The sequence below is a fragment of the Fervidicoccus fontis Kam940 genome (genome assembly GCF_000258425.1).
In the GTDB taxonomy this organism is placed as follows: domain Archaea; phylum Thermoproteota; class Thermoprotei_A; order Sulfolobales; family Fervidicoccaceae; genus Fervidicoccus; species Fervidicoccus fontis.
On the sequence record NC_017461.1, the window covers coordinates 79865 to 97031 of the forward strand.

Below are 17167 nucleotides of genomic sequence, written 5' to 3' on the forward strand. Positions count from 1 at the left end.
AAATCATGTTATTGAGACTCCCCCATCCACTACTACGACGCTCCCAGTCATGTAGGAAGATTCTTCGGAGGCGAGGAATGCTGCTACATTGGCGATCTCTTCGGGGTTCGAAACCTCGCTAGCACCACCCTCTGTGAGTTCAGTTTTTTGAACTCCTCCGGAGTCATCATGAGGTTCTTGGCTGCCCTCTCTATCATCGGGGTGTCCACCCATCCTGGAGCGATCGCGTTCACTCTTATCTTCAATTTTCCAAGCTCAATAGCAGAGACCATCGTGAACATTATGACTCCAGCCTTTGAGACGCTGTAGGCATCGCTCCAGCCAGCGGTTTTGAGCCCCGCCATGGATGCAATGTTTATGATCGATCCCCCACCCCTCTTCGCCATATGGGGCACCGTGTACTTCGTTATGAGCCAGACTCCCTTCAAGTTTACGTCCAGGACTCTGTCGTACTCCTCGGAAGTAAGATCGAGGAGAGATTTGTTGGGAGGCTCAATGCCCGCGTTGTTCACCAATACATCTATTCCCCCGACCACCTCGATTGCCTTCTCTAGGCCCCTCTTCACGCTCTCTTCATTGGGAGACATCTACCTTGAAGAAGTGAGCATTCCCTCCCTCATCGTTAATTTGCTTGGCTACCGAAGATCCGCTCTGCTCCGAGACATCGAATATTATGACCGTGGAGCCCATAGAGGAGAGCTTTTCCGCAATAGCTTTCCCTATTCCACTCCCTCCCCCGGTGACGAGGGAGATCTTATTCTTTAATGACAAGTAAGTCACCAAACATAATATAGGGTAACTTTCAATAAAAATGTTTTGTATTTATTTAGCTTGAAATAAAGAGCCAAGGTCATGTTTTAGTAGATAGTTAAGCGCTCGGCTTTCAAGGATATATGGAGATTTTCCTTGAAGTGGGTTCTTCTTCATTATTTTAAAAATTGAGGAAGTAGATTTTGTGATTTGGTGCCTCTACAGAGCGCATTTTTATGTGGGAAAAGGTCAGTTTCAGATAGCTATTAGATATCTATTATTTTTTGCTAGCAAAAATACATGGTCGTGAAACTAGTGGGGTTCTCTATGTCGATGGAATTTTGAGCTCCCCACGAAATTTACCGTATACCGAAATATTTAGTTTTTTTTAAAAAAAGCCAGACTGAGAGTCCGTTGGGTGCGATGAAGATCGCTACATAGCTATAGAATTGTCCGGAGCTCCAAGCGTGATTTCCATTGGCCGTTAAGTACTCATTGACCTCGAAAAGAGCGTGGTAACAACTGTGGGAGGAAAAGAGCTTCGCTCTAAATCTTTGCCAAGGGAAGTGATAGAGATAATAGAAGCTGGAGGTTTGATAGAAAAGCTGAAGAAAGAGCTCGTCTCCTAAACTTTTTTCCAGTTTATATCAGCAGGTTCCATTTAGGAAAAATCTTTGGTCTTCAAAAGGGAGAAGGATCCTCCTAGTGATTATAAAAAGTGCATAGTGAAGAGTTTTTCCGGAGAAAATCTCTGAACATCATGAAGAAAGGAGCTCGGCTGTAAATTAATAAGGGTGTTCGCATAATATTTTCCAAGTTCATGGGAATACTGGGATGTAGCTCTGTTTGGCATAGCGGCAGGCTCAAAGCTATCAGAGGTGCTTCTGGATGATCCAGGTATTGATATCCTACTGGCTCGCCATCTTCATCGCCGTGTCATTGCTAGGGTACGAGCTCAGTAGGCTCTTGAAGAAGATGGTATTGGAATGGAACTTCGAACCTCCAAAACTCTTGAAGAAAGTTTTCGATGTGCTCGACATCATCGGGCTGGGATCCTCCTCGGAGAAGTCCTTCCTCAAATACATCGCCGATGCCTTCCTGCTCAACTTCATTTTAATAGCCATAGACACGATTATGCTCATGAAGCAGAGCCTGTTCTTTGGGGGACCCGATCTCCCTTGGGACTTGGCTTTGAACACGGCAGTTTCATTTGTCACGAACACGAACCTGCAGCACTACGCTGGGGAGATATCCCTCACGAATATGGCCCAGTGCGTTGTCATAGGGACAACGATGTTCATAGCTCCTGCGACTGGAATAGCCGTTTCCTTGGCTTTCATGCGATCCCTCAAGGGGCTCCAGGCCGGCAATTTCTACCGAGACCTGGTCATGGTCACCTTTTTCCTCCTTCTCCCCATCTCCATCATCGCTGCCGTGATTTTAGCTTCCCTCGGTGTGCCGCAGACATTCGAGGACCATGTGGCATTCGAAAACCCCTACGCGGGCTCATTCATCATGAGGCTGGGCCCGATCGCTTCATTTGAAGCAATAAAGCTTCTCGGGACAAATGGAGGAGGATTCTTCGGTGCCAACTCGGCTCACCCCTTCGAGAACCCAAATGGTCTGTCGAACTTCATCGAATCTGTCCTCATGCTGCTCATACCGACGAGTCTGCTCTTCACGTTCGGGAGGATATTCGGGAAGAAGAGAGGGCTCTCCATGTTCGCCATCGCCTATGCTTTGGCCTTCATGATTATAGGCGTCGCCGTGATGAACAGGGTCCCAGCTCTCTCCTATCTCGCAGAACCCCGCCTAGGATATGAAGGGGCACTAGCTTTCAACACAGCCTCCCTCCTCTCCGATACAGGAGCGACCGCATCTAGCCTCTTCGCCATGAGACCCTCAGCCATCGCCTCATTCCTCATAGCGATGTTCATCCAGTCTGTGCCCGGAGCTGATGGGGTTGGACTGCTCTACCTTCTGGTCTATATCTTCATAATAATATTCATAGGATCCCTCATGATAGGGAAGACGCCAAAGTTCCTCAACATGGGGATATCTCCGAAAGTCGTAAAGTATTCTACTATCGTATTCCTCATCCACCCTACCATCATACTCGTCCCAACTGCCATCGCTCTCCTCACGAAGCAGTACCTTTCTTTCGCCTCATCTCTGAACCCCCAAGTCTACACGATGGTGCTCTATGAGTTCACCTCAGCTGCAGCAAACAATGGCTCCGGCTATTTAGGCACGATGGGAAACACAGCCTTCTGGAACGTTTCGACAGCCATCGTCATGTTCCTCGGGAGGTATTTGCCGCTAGGGCTCTTCCTCCTCATCGCCCAAGATCTGCACAGATGCAAGAGGGGGGTAGCAGATGAGCCTGTTAAGACCCAGGGCGGTCTCTTCATAGTTTTCTCCGTTGTGATGATAATCATTCTGACTGCGCTGACCTTCTTCCCGTTCATCGTCATAGGTCCAATGCTCATGGGTGGTTGACATGAAGAAGTTCGATGTTAACTGGAATACTGTGCTCCTGGACTCCGTCAAGAGGCTCAGCCCTCTCTACCTCCTCGGAAAGAGCCCCATAATGTTCATTGTGGAGCTGGGGGCCATCTTCGAGCTACCGCTCCTCTTATCGCCTTCGAAGCAGTTCAGCGCGTGGTTCTACCTTGCTGTGTTCATCATTCTATTCATGACCGTCTGGTTCTCGACATTCTCCGAGTCCCTCTCCGAGCAGGAGGCTAAAGCCAGGGTAGACTACCTGAAGCAGTTCGAGGAGATCGTTATTGCCCACAAGCTCGTGGGGGAAAAGAGAGTTGATGTGAGGTCGAGCGAGCTGAAGATGGGGGACTACGTGGTGGTGGAGCAGAACGAAGTTATTCCTCAGGACGGCTTCGTGGTCGAGGGTGAAGCTTCTGTGGACGAGTCGATGCTCACTGGGGAATCGGAGCCCGTCTTCAAGGGAAAGGGAGACAAGGTCATCTCTGGCACAAAGGTAGTTGCAGGGAGGATAGTCGTTGAAGTCGCTGCGGAGCCCGGAAAGAGCTACTTGGACAAGATGATAGCGCTCATAGCCGGGGCGAAGAGGAGCAGGATGCAGAGCGAGGTCATGCTCTCCATTCTCCTTCTCGGGCTCTCCCTCATATTCCTAATCGTAGTCTCATCCCTCTACTTCATCTTGGGATCCTTCGGTTCCTACCCGGAATCCTCCCTCATGATATCCCTTCTCGTTGCTCTGATGCCCACCACTATAGGGGGACTCCTCCCAGCGATCGGCATATCTGGAGTTCTCAGGCTAGCTGAACACAACATTATAGCTAAGTCCGGAAGAGCAGTTGAAGCTGCGGGGGATGCCGACGTTGTGATCTTCGACAAGACTGGCACGATAACTGAGGGGTCGAGGAGTGCAGTTGAGTTCATCCCCCTCGACGGCTTCACGGAGAGAGATGTAGCCATTGTAGCTTACCTCTCAGCCATAGGGGACTCGACCCATGAGGCCAAGTCCATAATCCAGCTGGCCGAGGAGAAGGGAGGGATACCCGCTAAGTTTCTTATGGAGGAAGCGAAGGTAGCTTCGAAGGTTCTCTACACCCCGAGCAGAAGGTACAGCAGCATAACGCTATCTTGGAAGGGGAGCAAGAATCAGCTGAGTCCCCAGGAGATATCGTCGCTGAGCAGGATAGAGAAAAAGATGCTGGTCATGAGGGATTTCGGTGAAGATGTCACTATAATAAAGGGAGCTCCAGACGCCGTGCTCAAGCTGCTCAACATAGATAGGGATCCTGTGGTCGAGGACATCATAAAGAGGGTGGGGGCGAGGGGGGACACCCCGATACTGATTGCCCTCAACGACAGGCTCATAGGTTTCGCGGTGCTGAGGGACAAGCTGAAGAAGGGGATAAAGGAGAGGATAAGGGAGCTGAACCTGATGGGGATAAAGACAATCATGATAACTGGGGATAATCCATATACAGCTGCGAACGTAGCAAATGAGGCGGGGATAGAGGGCTTCTACGCCCAGGCCAAGCCGGAGGACAAGCTCATGCTCGTAGAGAAGGAGAAGAAACAGGGATTCGTGGTGGCTGTGATGGGGGATGGAACAAACGACGCTCCCGCCTTAGCAAGAGCCGATGTCGGCGTTGCGATGCACACGGGGACCGCTCCAGCTAAGGAGGCAGCGAACATGATCGATTTGGACTCTAACCCCTCCAGGATAGTGGATATAATCAAGCTGGGGAAGTCCATACTCACGACGAGGGGGGCCCTCACGACCTTCAGCATCATGAACGATATAGCGAAGTACTTCACGATACTACCCTTCATAATATCTACCATAATGCCAGGAGTGAGTTTCCTGAACTTCCTGAACCTCTACAACACCGTCACAGCAGTTCTCGCAACGATGATATTCAACGCCATAATAATACCCATGCTCATACCTTTGGCTCTGAGGGGGGCTGGCTTCAAGGTCTCAAGCTTCAGGGAGCTGCTCATCAGGAACCTCTCCATATATGGAGTGACGGGGGCGATAATACCGTTCATAGCCATAAAGCTGCTGGACACGCTCATGGCCTACGCTTTGTATGGAGTTTGGTGGTGGTGAGAAGATGACTTATTTTAAGAGATTCTTGGGTGCCGCGCTTCTGCTCCTCGCCATGATCGCTTTCCTTGGCCTGCTCTATCCAGCCTTGGTCTGGGGCATATCCAGCTTGGTTTCTCCATGGAGGGCTGGGGGGAGCCTCTATACTTCGTGCGGCAAAGTCATATCCTCTGATCTCATTTCTGTCTATAACGAGAGCAGCCCTCTCTTCCACCCGTTCCCTCCGAATTCGACGAGCTCGGGAGTAGATCCCTACATCCCCCTCGAGGAGGCAATGAAGCAGGTGGAGAGGGTCTCGAAGGAGACGGGAATACCCAGGGAAAAGCTGGTAGACCTCCTCATGAGCAACGCCGCATATAACGACATGATTGATCTGCATGTTTTCTCGCCAGGTTATTCGATAGTGAACGTCGAGGAAGTCAACATGCAGATTATGGAAATGATGAACGTGACATGTGGGGTGAGATGATGGATCTGCCCACACTTCTTTTCATCATCTTCATAGCTGCATCGGCATCTGTTCTGATATGGTCTCTGGCGAAGGAGGAGCTGATCTGAGATTGAAGCTCATGGATAGTTACAAAATTGCTGAGGTTTCAGCTTCAGATGTCCAGGAAAGTATTTATAAGCTTTTCCGACAAAAAAATGCATGTCTGCAAAGTTGACGGGATCCTTTTTGTCGGTGAAAATTGGGGTCCCGCATAGAATTTCCCGCATGTCAAAGCCCTAGTTGAAAATAAGCAAGACTAAGAGCCTACAATACTGACTGCATTCTTACTGCTTCGTTGAAAATAAGCAAGACTAAGAGTGAGTTTGGTTCAGGTAGTTATAGTAAGTCCCCGAAGCGATTAGTTTTCCTCCGTAATATACCGAAACGTCCATGTGTCTCTTCGCATCCCCTCCCAAGAATATCTGAAAACCATGGAAATCGCCGAAGGGCAGAGAGACCAGCGTAAATGATACTTTCTGTCCGCTTATCTCAAATTTCTGTGCATCTTCATTATAAACAGAATATATGCCATATAGCTGCGATATGACGTTCTTGTTGGTGGTCGTGGTGTATATCGTGATGGTCGTGTCGTTTGGCGTGGAGCTCGTGGGCATCGGGCTCACGAAATAGAATAAGTCGATGCTCGTTGGAGATGGGTTCGGGGGAGTTGTTGATCCGCCACCGGATGGTTTGTGTGTGCTCTCCGTTGAGAAGGTCATGCTGACGTTCCCGCTCACCGTTATGCTGTATCCGTTCGGGAGCGTTATCGTTTTTGAGGCATGAGTCCAGGTTATCTTTGGATTGCTTCCTACAACATCGTTCCTGTTGAGGGACCAAGATTGCGATGTTATCGTGTAGGTATAGCCTGATGCCATTTTCAGAGAAGCTGGGGGATTGAGGAAAGCGAGGTATCCTTCTCCCTTCAAGTCGCTAATTATAGGTGTCGCAATGGGTACATCTAATCCCGTTGATCCGAGAGTATCCTGGTCTTGGATGAATATCTGGACATCGCTTCCATAACCTGCCCATGCTGAGTAGGAAGAAGAATCAGCATAAGCTCCTCCCATGATTAGGTTGTTGATGGAGAGACCCACAGATGAGGGAAATTGATATTGTGAGGCGGGATAAGTATATCCAGTGGCGAAATCGGTTCCTAGGGTTATGCTCGCTGAACTCCCATCTAAGATGCTATTCACCGTATAAACAAATTTGAAGACAGACACTGTATTTCTAGTCACCATATCGGTTGCAACTCCTGCATAAACTTTCGAGGTGCTCAGATATACTATAGCTATGAGGTCTGACGATGGCATCTTGTATAGCTGGACATCCGTCATCCCAATGGCGTTCATGCTTGGAGAGGAGATGGATAGCTTCATTTTCTTGAAACTGCTCAAGCCAGCTATAGATTTGCTCAGCCCAGAACCATCTGTGTTCATCTGGATCGATACCCTCCCTCCCTGTCCATCGGTTATCGTGAGATTGAATGTATTGGAGTTCGGGAGCCACGTCTCGCTTATGCTTGGAGAGCCCGTGTAGAAGACGATCACAGGCGTCCAAGTATTGCTCACTGAAACACGCACAGAAAGGTCTAGCTCGCCAGCATTATTGACACCATAAGCTCCAGATCCCGTGACGGCATAGCTTAAGTAATACTCCGTGTTGTTTCCCACGAAGTAAGTTTTAAACGAACCCGTTTTCTCCACGGTTCCCACAGCACCGAGGATAGTCCGATTCAAATACTGCATTGTGGGTAGATCGTAAGGCGTGAAAATGAACAGGTTTCCGTATTTCGTTATCACTCCGAGCGATGAGTTCTTATACTGTGTAATGTAAGTTAAAGAGCTCTGGGAAATGTTCAATGGAATCCAGGTCTCTTGGGGGAGGCCGAGCGTTATATTGTAGAAGTTCTCATCATAGACAGCTTCGTTAGAGAATATGATCCATCCTATTATTCCCGAGGTTATCGAGCTCTTGACATATATTCTACCATCGGAGGCATTGTAGTAGAACAAAACGTTCTCAGCACGCTTCAAGTTGAAGGCATTCACGAATTGGTTGAAGCTCCCGAGATAGTTATACTCGGCCTGGATGTTCCTGACAACGACAAACATCCCAAAGACGATTAGGAAGGCAATAATAATGGCTCCCAGAATTTCAGATTGTGCTCTCATCTTCACGAGAGCCTCATCTCCTGCGTCCCCAAGCTGTAGTTCCAGAAGAATGCGTTTCCATACTGCGTCAATATGAGGATGCTAGTGTTCGCATTGATGAAGGAATCGATACCCAGCGTCTTCAGATCGACGCACGAATTTGCAGGTATAGTAGCTCCCACGTCTTGAAATCTGTTGATCTCGGCATTCCCTGGCGTATAGACCACGAGCAAGACCACCTTCGTAGCTATCGTGGAGCTTATGCAGATGCTGTTTCCCGTGGCATTGAAGAATATCCTCTCTGCTTGCTTGAAACTCTGGAGCTGGTTGTAGTGAGCTATTTCCTCGATTCTCTCCCTCTCGATCATGACAATTTTCCCGAAGTGGTAGAAAATCGTCGCAAACATCACTGCGATTATGATTAGAGCGAAAGCTCCAGCGATTGCTCTTTGCTTCATCCTATATTCACCACCTCGACACCAAATGTGTTTCCCAAGTTGTCGGAATAAGCTATGGGACAGCCGGGGATAGTAGCGATGACATAGCTTCCCGCGGGGATGTATCCCAAGCTGTACATGGCATTTGCTCCAGACGTAGTATTGTAGATTATGTAAGCTTTCGGAATGCTCTTGATCCCGTAGTTATAAACGATGACTTGATAGTTCCCATTGTAATAGAAGGCGAAGGCGCTTATGGTGGGGGAGCTGGGAGATATGCTGCTCTGAGCCCTTTCGCTCTGAATCTCCAGCCACGGTATTACGTAGAGGGCAGTCGCTATGAGCACCAAGCTCAATGCTATGCCCACGACTATTGTTGAGATGCCCCTCTCCCTCATTTCATTCCCCAGATCTATGGAAAGTTTAAAAGCGGTCGCTTTTCCTGTGGGAGAAAGAGCCTTCTAGAGCCTGCATGACTTTAATATCTGGGAATACAGATGACCTCCTGGCCGAAACTATTCGAGCTATGGAGTAGAGCGGGATCGATCGACCTTGCTGAACAGGAAGGGAGGGAGCTTGGCGAGGGTGGGGATGAAGCTGACCCCAGCGCTGCTCATCTACGTTTCCATCGTGCTGATAAGGGCGGCGAATGCGAGCTTCATCGTATCACTCGTCGCAGCCTTCCACTCGATCTCCGCCTACATGCAGGGGATCATACAGGCCTCCTACTCGTTGACAGAGGCAATCTTCGGAATCTTCGCGGGGATAATATATGAGTACCTTGGAAGCTTCAGATCCATTCTCCTCTCCTCTTCCCTGCTCTTCGCTTCTTATGCTGCAATGGTGGTCTTCTCTTCGATTGAGGTTGGACCACAAGCTTTCGCGGTCCCCTCAGCCCTCGCGGGACTCTCAGCCTCCTTCTTGCTCACCTCCTCCTTCGCCGTGATTTCCGAGGAGACGACATATGCGAGAAATCCATTTGGCTTGAGAACCTTGAGGCCCAAGTATATGAAGAAGGCATATATGTTGGGTCTCCCCCATATGATCTCCCCGAACGACTTTCTCAGCGATCTCGACCAGCCTCGGATCCGCCTCCCAGCAGTGGAGCTCCGGCTCAATGAAGTGCTCCATTACAGAGAGCAAAAATTCTCCGGTCCCGCATGAAATGTCGAGGACCTTCGGCCTCTCGAGCCTCGGGAGCTTGGAGAGGAGCTCCTCTCTGAGGCTCCTCAGAGTGAAGAACTGTCCCATCCTCTTTCTGTAGATGGGATCGCTCTCCTCCAAATACTTGAGCGTCTCAGGATGGTACTTCCTCATCTTCATTCCTTTCTCCTTCCGAAATCAATTGTTTTACAGAAATCAAATATATTCATTCTTGCCGAGCATTCATCGAGTGCGATGCTCTTTGCACGGGGAAGAATTAGCAATGCTTTCCAGATGGAAGGCATAGCTTAGCTTCCCGTGAAGCTTTGGTGGGAAAAGGGCAGCATCTTTTAAGACCTTTCATTTCTTTGGGAGGAGAGATGTGGAGAGAAGGAAAAAGATGGAAGTGGTACAGGCTCCAGGGGTCGAGCTTCACCATCCTACCATATGAGGATAGGGATCTGTTGCTCTCAGACTTCGCTTCTATGCTCACATCTTCGAAGCGGGGAGCGATCCTCGCGAGGAAGACGCAGAGAGAATTTCAGTATTCCTCCCACATCTTTCAGTCGTTTGAAACGGAGTTCTTCCTCGCAGCGAGGGCCGATGCCCAGATATTTTGGTTCGAAGCGAGAGAAGTTGAAGAGCCGAGCAGACCGAAGGTGAAGAAGCTCCTAGATCCGTTCACGCTGAAGCTAGAGGATGGTTCTCTCACGAGGGTCCTCGTGGCATATAGGTTCCCTTCAGCGCTCCCCGAGGGGATCCTATATTCGCTCTTCTCCGAAGTGAGCGAGGTAGCTCTGCTCTTCAGGGAAATTGAGCATTCAAAGGCTGTGGGCTTGGTTGAGAACGCGAGGAAGAGGAGGATGGATGGGGAAAGGATCACCGAAGGCTTCGAAGCCCAGAGCTTAGGCGATCTAGCTCTGAGAGTCCTCTCAGGCTCATCGCTCTTCGAGTTCTATGTCCTCTTCACGCTCATAGGCTCTGATGCGAAAGAGCTCAGAGCCAAGGAGAGGAGGCTGAAGGCTCTTCTCAAGGGATATGGGATGGATGCTGATGCACCCCCGATCCAGCGGGATCTATACATGCTCAATCCATGCTCGGGGATATTCTGCATCGAAAAGCATTTTTCCGATGGGGAAAGCTTGAAGCCTCTGTTCTTCTTGATAGATGAAGAGCTCCATGATCCCAATGGCGTTTTCCTCGGCATGAGCGGGACGGGATCTCCTGTTCTCCTCGATCTGTGGAGCAAGCCGAATTTGAACTTCGTGATCGTGGGGATCACTGGATCGGGAAAGAGCATGACAGCAAAAGTCTTCCTCAAGCGTTTGAGAGAAAAGGATGCTTCTATTCCAATCGTGGGGATCGATCCAGAGAGCGAATACACGGAAATAGCTAGCAAGTTCGGAGCACAGGCTGTTGAGATAAAGGAGAGGGAAAGTTTGGGTCTAGATCCTCTGAAGCTGATGCGAGAGGGAGCTATGGAGATCGGACAGGTGAGCGATGTCCTAAGCGAAATATACAGCATCCCTGATGCTCTGCAGGGCGTCCTGAGGAAGGAGCTCTTCATGAACGGCGATTACAGCGAGGACATCGTGGAATTCGCTTCGAGCGTAAAGGATCCCACGCTCTCGAGGTACCTGCAGGGGATAGGAGCTCCGCCAGACAGCTATGTCTATGAGGGATCCCCTCCCGTTTTGTCGAAGAGCGTTGTCTTTGGATTGAAGAACGTGAGGAGCAAGAAGCTAAAGCTCCTGATCTCAGCCCTGATTTCGAGCTATGCTTACAATAAGCTTTTAACGAGAGCACAGAAGAGCGCGTTTTTTGTTGATGAAGCCTGGCTCTTTATGGAGACTCCGAGCATCTTATCGCTATTCGAAAACATAGCGAGGAGGGGGAGGAAGCACGGGACTGCCTTCCTCTACATCTCTCAGAGAGCTGAGGATTTAGCTAGGAGTAAGGAGGGGAGGACGATCCTAGAGCAGGCTGGGACTGTTTTCCTCATGAGGCAGGAGCCACAAGGAAAAGACGCTGTGAAGGAGATCTACAAGCTCTCAGACAGCGAGGCTGAGTTCTTGGTGGGGGCTCCTATTGGCTCTGGGATATTGAAAAGCTGGAGGAAGAGGATCACTCTCCAGATCGCTACCACTGAAGAGGAACTCGGGGCATTTTCAACAAGCTTGGGGAGATGATGGGGATGGGCTTTCCCGAACTAATAGCTTACATTTGGGAGAGGGAGTGGAACGCCCTAACATCGCACTTTTCGAGCGTACCTCAAGGCTTGCTCGCCTTCTTGATCTCTGTTTCACTCGCCACGCTTTCAGTGTTGCTATGTCGCTTAATCAGGAAGCTCGCTTACGCGTCCCTAATAGCACTCTGGGGCATCGCCCTCATTTCACTGCTCATCATTGGGGCGATACCAAAGTGATCGACGTCTGGGCTCTAATCTCTTGGGGGATGTGGATAGCGTTCTCCATAGCTTCAGGCTCCCTCATTTATGGAGCGATATCGAGGATCTTCGGAAGGAGGGAAGGGGGGAGATACCTTGCTGGGGGGATGGTTGCAATATTGGTCATAGCTTTCGGATGGGGTCTAGTCCAAGCTCTATACGAAGGTGCTTCTCCTCCTTTACCATATGGATGGGTGTTTTATGCGGTCGCGGGCGTCCTTCTAATAGGTTCAGCTGTTTATCTGGCGATGGGGAAGAGCTCCGAAGGAGCATGGAGCCTGCTCGGTGCCCTGCTCATCGTAGGGATTGGGATGTTCGCATCTTCTATCGCATCTGGAGTTTCCTTCCAAGGCGTTGGGAATATCGATGTGAATCTCTACCTCGATAGCTTGTTCCTGCAGAGCGGGGAGACTTTGAACCTCACGATAATTCCTCAAGGGGGATCGCCTCCCTATTCAACAAGTGTGGATTGGGGTGATGGTTCAATACCCACAGCTACAAATATCTACAACATTGTCACGCTCCAGCATACTTACGTTTTGGGAGAAAACCAATCTGGGAATGGCTTCACAATAGTTGTGAGTGCTCGGGACAGCTCGGGAAAGGAGGGAATGAATGCTGTGGGTATAAGCGTGGTGAATGCTGACTACTGCCCTCTGTCATGGCCCTTCGATATCTTCTGCGGTCTGGTGAAAAAAGTTTCGGTGATACTCCCCGCCATCGACCTCCAGAAGCTCGTCGCTTCTCCCCTCATGCCCACGAGCGGAGAGCTCTGGGATCTATACCAGCAAATCCTGAAGCTGAGCATGAGTGCTTTCGGTCTCTTCCTAGCATTCAGGATTGCCTGGGACTTCATCGAGGAAGGGAGCATCGCGGAGACTTTCATCTCAATATTCAAGGATGCTGTAGTTGTCATCGCTCTGGCTCTACTCATCCCCTATATCTACAATGCAACAGCACATATCCTCAACACCGTGAGCTATTCCCTCATCTCTCGTATAGACATATCGTGGGTGATGGGATGGATCATGCTCGAGGTAGCTCTGGGAGTAGCCCTCGGGTACTTCGTCCCGTTCGTAGCAGAATATGCAGCTATGCTCGTCTTCGTGCTCTTGATAGCGAGCATGTTCATATATGTCAGGTACTTCCTCATCCTGAGCCTGGTCATAGCTTCCCCACTCCTCTCCATAGCGTATTTACATCCAGGTCTTAGGAGTGCTGTGAGGACAGCAACTAGCTTGATAGGCGGGCTTATGCTCTCTGGGCCTATGGCAGCGGTATTTCTCCTCGTCATGGAGGAGCTCATGCCCGGGAAGAGCATGACCTTCGGGATACTTTATCCTGTAATTGTGGGGACCCTCCCAAATATCCTCGGGATCTTCGGCTCTGGCATCGCAGGAAGCGTGACGAGGTCCCTGAGGTCACACATGAGGATCCTCTACTATCCAGTAAAAGCCATTGGGAGCTTGAAGCTGCGGGAATCTTCTGTTTCAAAGGAGGAAGAGCCCTATGTTGCTGTGCAGAGAACTGGCTATGCTAGGCTGAGGATACCCCACTCTTCCGCACAGAAACCGACTTTCACAATGAAAGCAGCGGAGAGGGAGCTCAAGCCCATAGTAACGGGAGAAGTCATAGGCAGAGCCTACAGGGAAGCGAAGAGAACCAAGGAGGTGATGGAGAGGTTGGCCGAGCTCCAGGAAAGAAGTCTTGGGGTAGTCGGAGTGTTGGAGGGTTTCGAGAGAGCTAAAGAAGTCGAGAGGATGTTGGCCAGAGAGAGGATCGATCCGAAGCTTGAGGCTTTCAAGAGCTTCACCATGTCATTGGGAAAGCATGCTGTGAAGCAGGGGGCAACAAACTTGAGGAGTCTCGCGGAGCACACGAGAGAGGCGCTGAAAAAACACATTGAAAGCGAGATCGAATATGGAGCTAGGATGTTTCGGGAAGCCCCTCGCGAATTACCTGAAAGAGTGAAAAGGAACTTGGAAGATGTCGAAAGGAGGTCTGTTAAGCTGAATCGGCATCGATGAGGTCTGCTTCGTGCCAGAGCATCCCCAGCCTCGGAGCGATGTAGCCCTTCTCTATCCACGACAATACCTCTTTTCTCTCCTCCTCATCTTTTAAGTCCATTTCGTCAGCTTTTTCTAGGAAGATGCCCAAGAGCTCCCCCCACCTTATGCCTGGATTGACTTCAATGTTAGCTAGGATTTGAGATAGAGCTGTGCTTTTGCTCAAGAACTTCACACCATCTTCCCTCTCAACCAAGAGCTCCCATTGATCACCCTGCTTTTCCTCGATCGTTCTGAACTTCGGGAAGAACTTCAGTGCATCGTGGGCGTAGCTTCCAATGTAGCTTATATCGAGATCTCTGAAGTTCGGGAAGAACAGGTATGGATAAGCGGGGAAGAAGTCCAATTCTCCGTTGGCACTGTAGAGATCTGGAAGCACAATAGCATCGTCTTCCAATTGGGCGTTCCTCAAGCATGGCTTGAATGCGAACTTCATTGCTTTGCCTCCCTTCAGCTCAACTCCGAAGATCTTCTTTCTCCTGATCTCGCTCAAAGCGGAATGCGCGTCCATTTTCCCAGCCCCAAATATCTGGGGAGGCTTTAAAGGGTCGTCCCGAGGGAGAGCGATCTCTTTAATAGAATACGATCGATTTGGGGGATGAGACCTTGCTCTATGAGCTTGAGCCAAGGATAGGTTCAGGGCCCTTCAGCTATAAGCTCTTCGGACCTAGATTCACTCTCTGCACTGTGAACGATGGAAAAGAGCTGAGGCTGTTTCTGGAGACGGCTTCAAGCCTTGAGACGCTGAGAGCATTCTTCGGAGTGGAGAAGGCAAGCCTCAGAGATGTCATGGGGATCTTTGGGAGAGAGCTCTGGGTAGGGGATGCCAGGGTGAAGCGAGAAGAGGACTTCTTCCTTTCCGAGGTCTTCGTTTTAGATATCGCGGGGCTGGTCAACTCTCTCGAATTCAGAGGAGGGATATGCACTGGAATGTCGAGGGATCCAGAGCTTAAGAAGCTTTTCTTCAGAAGGGCGAGCTCCCTACAAAACAGGGCCTCGAGGTACAGGAGCGGGGAACTCAGCATAAAGGCGCAAGAGGTGAGGAGGAGGATACCCAATGTCTTGCTCGGGAAGCTCCTGGCCCTCGCGGAAAGCAAAAAGGGGCTCATGGAGCTGGAAAGGCTCTTGGAAGCATCATCTTCCGTTCCTTTGAGATTCGTCAACAAGAGGGTGAAGGATGAGGAAGCTCTAGGGAAAGCCCTGGATCCTCCAAATTTGGGAGGATTCTGGGGAATAATTTTCGGAGAGAGGAACGAGATAATCTGGGACGAGGAGAACTTTGGAGAAGTGATCAAGCTGCCGGATCCCTCACTGCACAGGATAAGCTTCGTCAGGGGATCACCGCTCCCCTCTCTGATCCCTATGAGGATGGGGAAGGGGAGCTTCAGGATTGGGAAGCTGGAGGATGGGAGGGAGTTCAGGCTGAGCGTTGAGGATCTCTACAGGCACGCCTACTTGATAGGGCAGACGGGATCGGGTAAAACCACCTTCCTCAAGCTCCTGGTTCACAGGATCCACGAGATCGGAGAAGCTTCGGTTATAGTCATAGATCCCCACGGAGATATGACTGTGGAGCTGAAGCGAGAGATCCCCCATGCGAAATTCTTCCATCCCACGAGAGCTCCCTTTTCAATGAATCCTCTGGAGCTCCCGAGAGCTGAGAGCAGGGACCACGCCATAACATTGGCTACGGACATCTTGCTCAAAGTCTTCAAGGAAGTTCTGAATTTAACCGATTACGCTGTAAATGTTAAGTACATGCTCCAGGTCATTTTGAGGACTCTGTATCAAGAAAAGGAAGAGCCGACGATGGCAGATCTATATCATGCTATCCTGGGTCTCTATGAAGGAACCTATGTGCTCGATGTGAAGGATATCAGGTGGAAGCAGAGCGTCGAAGCATTGCAGAGGATGAGGGAGCAGACGTTCATTTCCGCACTCTCGAGGCTGGAAGCTTACGCGAATGATCCCTTGCTTCAAAAGCTCACAGGTAAAACGAGCATAAATATAGAGGAAATAATGAAGCCTGGCTCTCTATCGCTCTTCTCTCTTCCAAAGGCCGAGCTCGGAGAAAACGTCACGAGACTCACAGCATCAACAATTGTCATGAAGCTCTGGTTCGAAGCTCTAGCTAGGGCGAGGCTCCAGAAAAAGAGAACACCAGTTTTCCTCATGATAGATGAGTTTCAGTTTGTCGCGGATTTGCCTATCATAGAAACTATCCTGAGCGAAGCAAGAAAATACGGCCTGCATTTGATAGTTGCACACCAGCACACGAAACAGATCCCCGATGACCTCCTGCAGAGCATTTTGACGAACTGTGGAGTGAAGGTTGCATTCGTGGTTGGAGGAGAGGACTTGAGTAAGTTGGGAAGGATGGATGCATCCTTTGCCGAGAGCCTGAGCAAAGCTCTGACTGGTTTGAGGGTAGGGAAGGCTGTGGTGAAGATGACCGCGAGAGCGGGGGAGCAACAGCCTCCACCAGCAGTCGTTGAGATCGACGGTGATTGATCTAATTAGTTTTCAAATCGTAATAAGTATTGGAGAAAAATTTTATTAATAGGGGATTTTATAAGATCAAATCAAAAAGGGAAATATAATATGACAGAAGAACTTCCTTTTATTTCGCTCTTAAAGCTTGAATTGATTAAAAGAAATCCACATGAGGAAGTCATGATACAGAAGAGCGTGCTTCCTGATCCGGAGGCGGTGGGCTTCAAGAAGGCTCTAGGGGAGCCTAAAGGGCAGAGAGCAGATTACAGCTATCCTCTGGAAAACGGCGGGAGGATACATCTCCTGGACTACGGAGATCACTATAGAGCTCACAGGGATAATGTAGATCCAGATAGAGACCCGATAGGGCACTTGATCTATGATTCTCCTCGTATTGCTCTCGCCTTAGGGGCCATCGTTGGAGGTCTTCTCGGCAAAAGCTCATCGAAGGGGGATAAGACTGAGGGGTTTTTGTGTGGCGCTCTTATAGGGCTCCTTCTAACTAGTATCTTTTTAGTAGGCTCCCCTCCTCTCAAAAGATGAATGCATCAAGCAGGGTTTCCCATATGATTTATTTCCAGTATGG

14 protein-coding genes and 1 pseudogene are annotated in these 17167 nt (G+C 49.7%); 9 read left to right on the forward strand and 6 right to left on the reverse strand.

What is annotated here, in order from left to right; genetic code table 11:
* Window positions 1–3 precede the first annotated feature (3 nt).
* Both FFONT_RS00405 and FFONT_RS07155 read right to left on the reverse strand, forming a co-directional pair.
* A pseudogene (locus FFONT_RS00405) lies at window positions 4–587 on the reverse strand (SDR family NAD(P)-dependent oxidoreductase).
* Window positions 574–771, reverse strand: a complete 198-nt coding sequence (locus tag FFONT_RS07155; RefSeq protein WP_014557232.1) for an SDR family NAD(P)-dependent oxidoreductase — start codon at window positions 769–771, stop codon at window positions 574–576. Before FFONT_RS07155 ends, FFONT_RS00405 begins: the two are co-directional and overlap by 14 nt.
* 867 nt (window positions 772–1638) lie before the next feature.
* Between FFONT_RS07155 and FFONT_RS00415 the strand changes: the two genes are divergently transcribed.
* The 3 genes from FFONT_RS00415 to FFONT_RS00425 are packed head-to-tail and all read left to right on the forward strand — an operon-like array spanning window position 1639 to window position 5822.
* Window positions 1639–3249 (forward strand): potassium-transporting ATPase subunit KdpA, encoded by a 1611-nt coding sequence (locus FFONT_RS00415; RefSeq protein WP_014557235.1) that lies wholly within the window; start codon window positions 1639–1641, stop codon window positions 3247–3249.
* A gap of 1 nt (window position 3250) precedes the next feature.
* Window positions 3251–5356 (forward strand): HAD-IC family P-type ATPase, encoded by a 2106-nt coding sequence (locus FFONT_RS00420; RefSeq protein WP_211206235.1) that lies wholly within the window; start codon window positions 3251–3253, stop codon window positions 5354–5356.
* Window positions 5357–5360: 4 nt separating this feature from the next.
* On the forward strand, window positions 5361–5822 hold the full coding sequence (locus FFONT_RS00425; RefSeq protein ID WP_148683438.1) for a potassium-transporting ATPase subunit C: 462 nt from the start codon (window positions 5361–5363) through the stop codon (window positions 5820–5822).
* Between the two features lie 332 nt (window positions 5823–6154).
* On the opposite strand, the gene FFONT_RS00430 is transcribed toward FFONT_RS00425, so the two are convergent.
* Window positions 6155–7558 (reverse strand): hypothetical protein, encoded by a 1404-nt coding sequence (locus tag FFONT_RS00430; protein WP_148683439.1) that lies wholly within the window; start codon window positions 7556–7558, stop codon window positions 6155–6157.
* A 162-nt stretch (window positions 7559–7720) separates the two neighbouring features.
* Here FFONT_RS00430 and FFONT_RS00435 point away from each other — a divergent pair, with 162 nt between their 5' ends.
* Window positions 7721–7972, forward strand: coding sequence for a hypothetical protein (locus tag FFONT_RS00435; RefSeq protein ID WP_148683440.1), 252 nt, complete (start codon window positions 7721–7723; stop codon window positions 7970–7972).
* A 47-nt stretch (window positions 7973–8019) separates the two neighbouring features.
* On the opposite strand, the gene FFONT_RS00440 is transcribed toward FFONT_RS00435, so the two are convergent.
* Both FFONT_RS00440 and FFONT_RS00445 read right to left on the reverse strand, forming a co-directional pair.
* Window positions 8020–8454, reverse strand: coding sequence for a hypothetical protein (locus FFONT_RS00440; RefSeq protein WP_014557240.1), 435 nt, complete (start codon window positions 8452–8454; stop codon window positions 8020–8022).
* Window positions 8451–8831 (reverse strand): hypothetical protein, encoded by a 381-nt coding sequence (locus tag FFONT_RS00445; RefSeq protein WP_014557241.1) that lies wholly within the window; start codon window positions 8829–8831, stop codon window positions 8451–8453. Before FFONT_RS00445 ends, FFONT_RS00440 begins: the two co-directional genes overlap by 4 nt.
* Window positions 8832–9009: 178 nt before the next feature.
* Here FFONT_RS00445 and FFONT_RS00450 point away from each other — a divergent pair, with 178 nt between their 5' ends.
* From FFONT_RS00450 to FFONT_RS00460, 3 genes are all read left to right on the forward strand, one after another.
* Window positions 9010–9597 (forward strand): hypothetical protein, encoded by a 588-nt coding sequence (locus FFONT_RS00450; protein WP_148683441.1) that lies wholly within the window; start codon window positions 9010–9012, stop codon window positions 9595–9597.
* Between the two features lie 308 nt (window positions 9598–9905).
* Window positions 9906–11765, forward strand: coding sequence for a VirB4 family type IV secretion system protein (locus FFONT_RS00455; RefSeq protein ID WP_014557243.1), 1860 nt, complete (start codon window positions 9906–9908; stop codon window positions 11763–11765).
* A gap of 232 nt (window positions 11766–11997) precedes the next feature.
* Complete coding sequence (locus tag FFONT_RS00460) at window positions 11998–14049, forward strand: hypothetical protein (RefSeq protein ID WP_014557245.1); 2052 nt, start codon at window positions 11998–12000, stop codon at window positions 14047–14049.
* On the opposite strand, the gene FFONT_RS00465 is transcribed toward FFONT_RS00460, so the two are convergent.
* The gene (locus FFONT_RS00465) at window positions 14027–14599 is read right to left on the reverse strand and encodes a hypothetical protein (protein ID WP_014557246.1); all 573 of its coding nucleotides are present in this window, start codon (window positions 14597–14599) and stop codon (window positions 14027–14029) included. The two genes, FFONT_RS00460 and FFONT_RS00465, sit on opposite strands and share 23 nt — an antisense overlap.
* 95 nt (window positions 14600–14694) lie before the next feature.
* On the opposite strand from FFONT_RS00465, the gene FFONT_RS00470 reads away from it, so the two are divergent.
* Together FFONT_RS00470 and FFONT_RS00475 are read left to right on the forward strand one after the other, a co-directional pair.
* Complete coding sequence (locus FFONT_RS00470) at window positions 14695–16599, forward strand: ATP-binding protein (RefSeq protein ID WP_148683442.1); 1905 nt, start codon at window positions 14695–14697, stop codon at window positions 16597–16599.
* 90 nt (window positions 16600–16689) lie between these two features.
* Window positions 16690–17124, forward strand: a complete 435-nt coding sequence (locus FFONT_RS00475) for a hypothetical protein (protein ID WP_014557248.1) — start codon at window positions 16690–16692, stop codon at window positions 17122–17124.
* The last annotated feature ends 43 nt before the right edge of the window (window positions 17125–17167 follow it).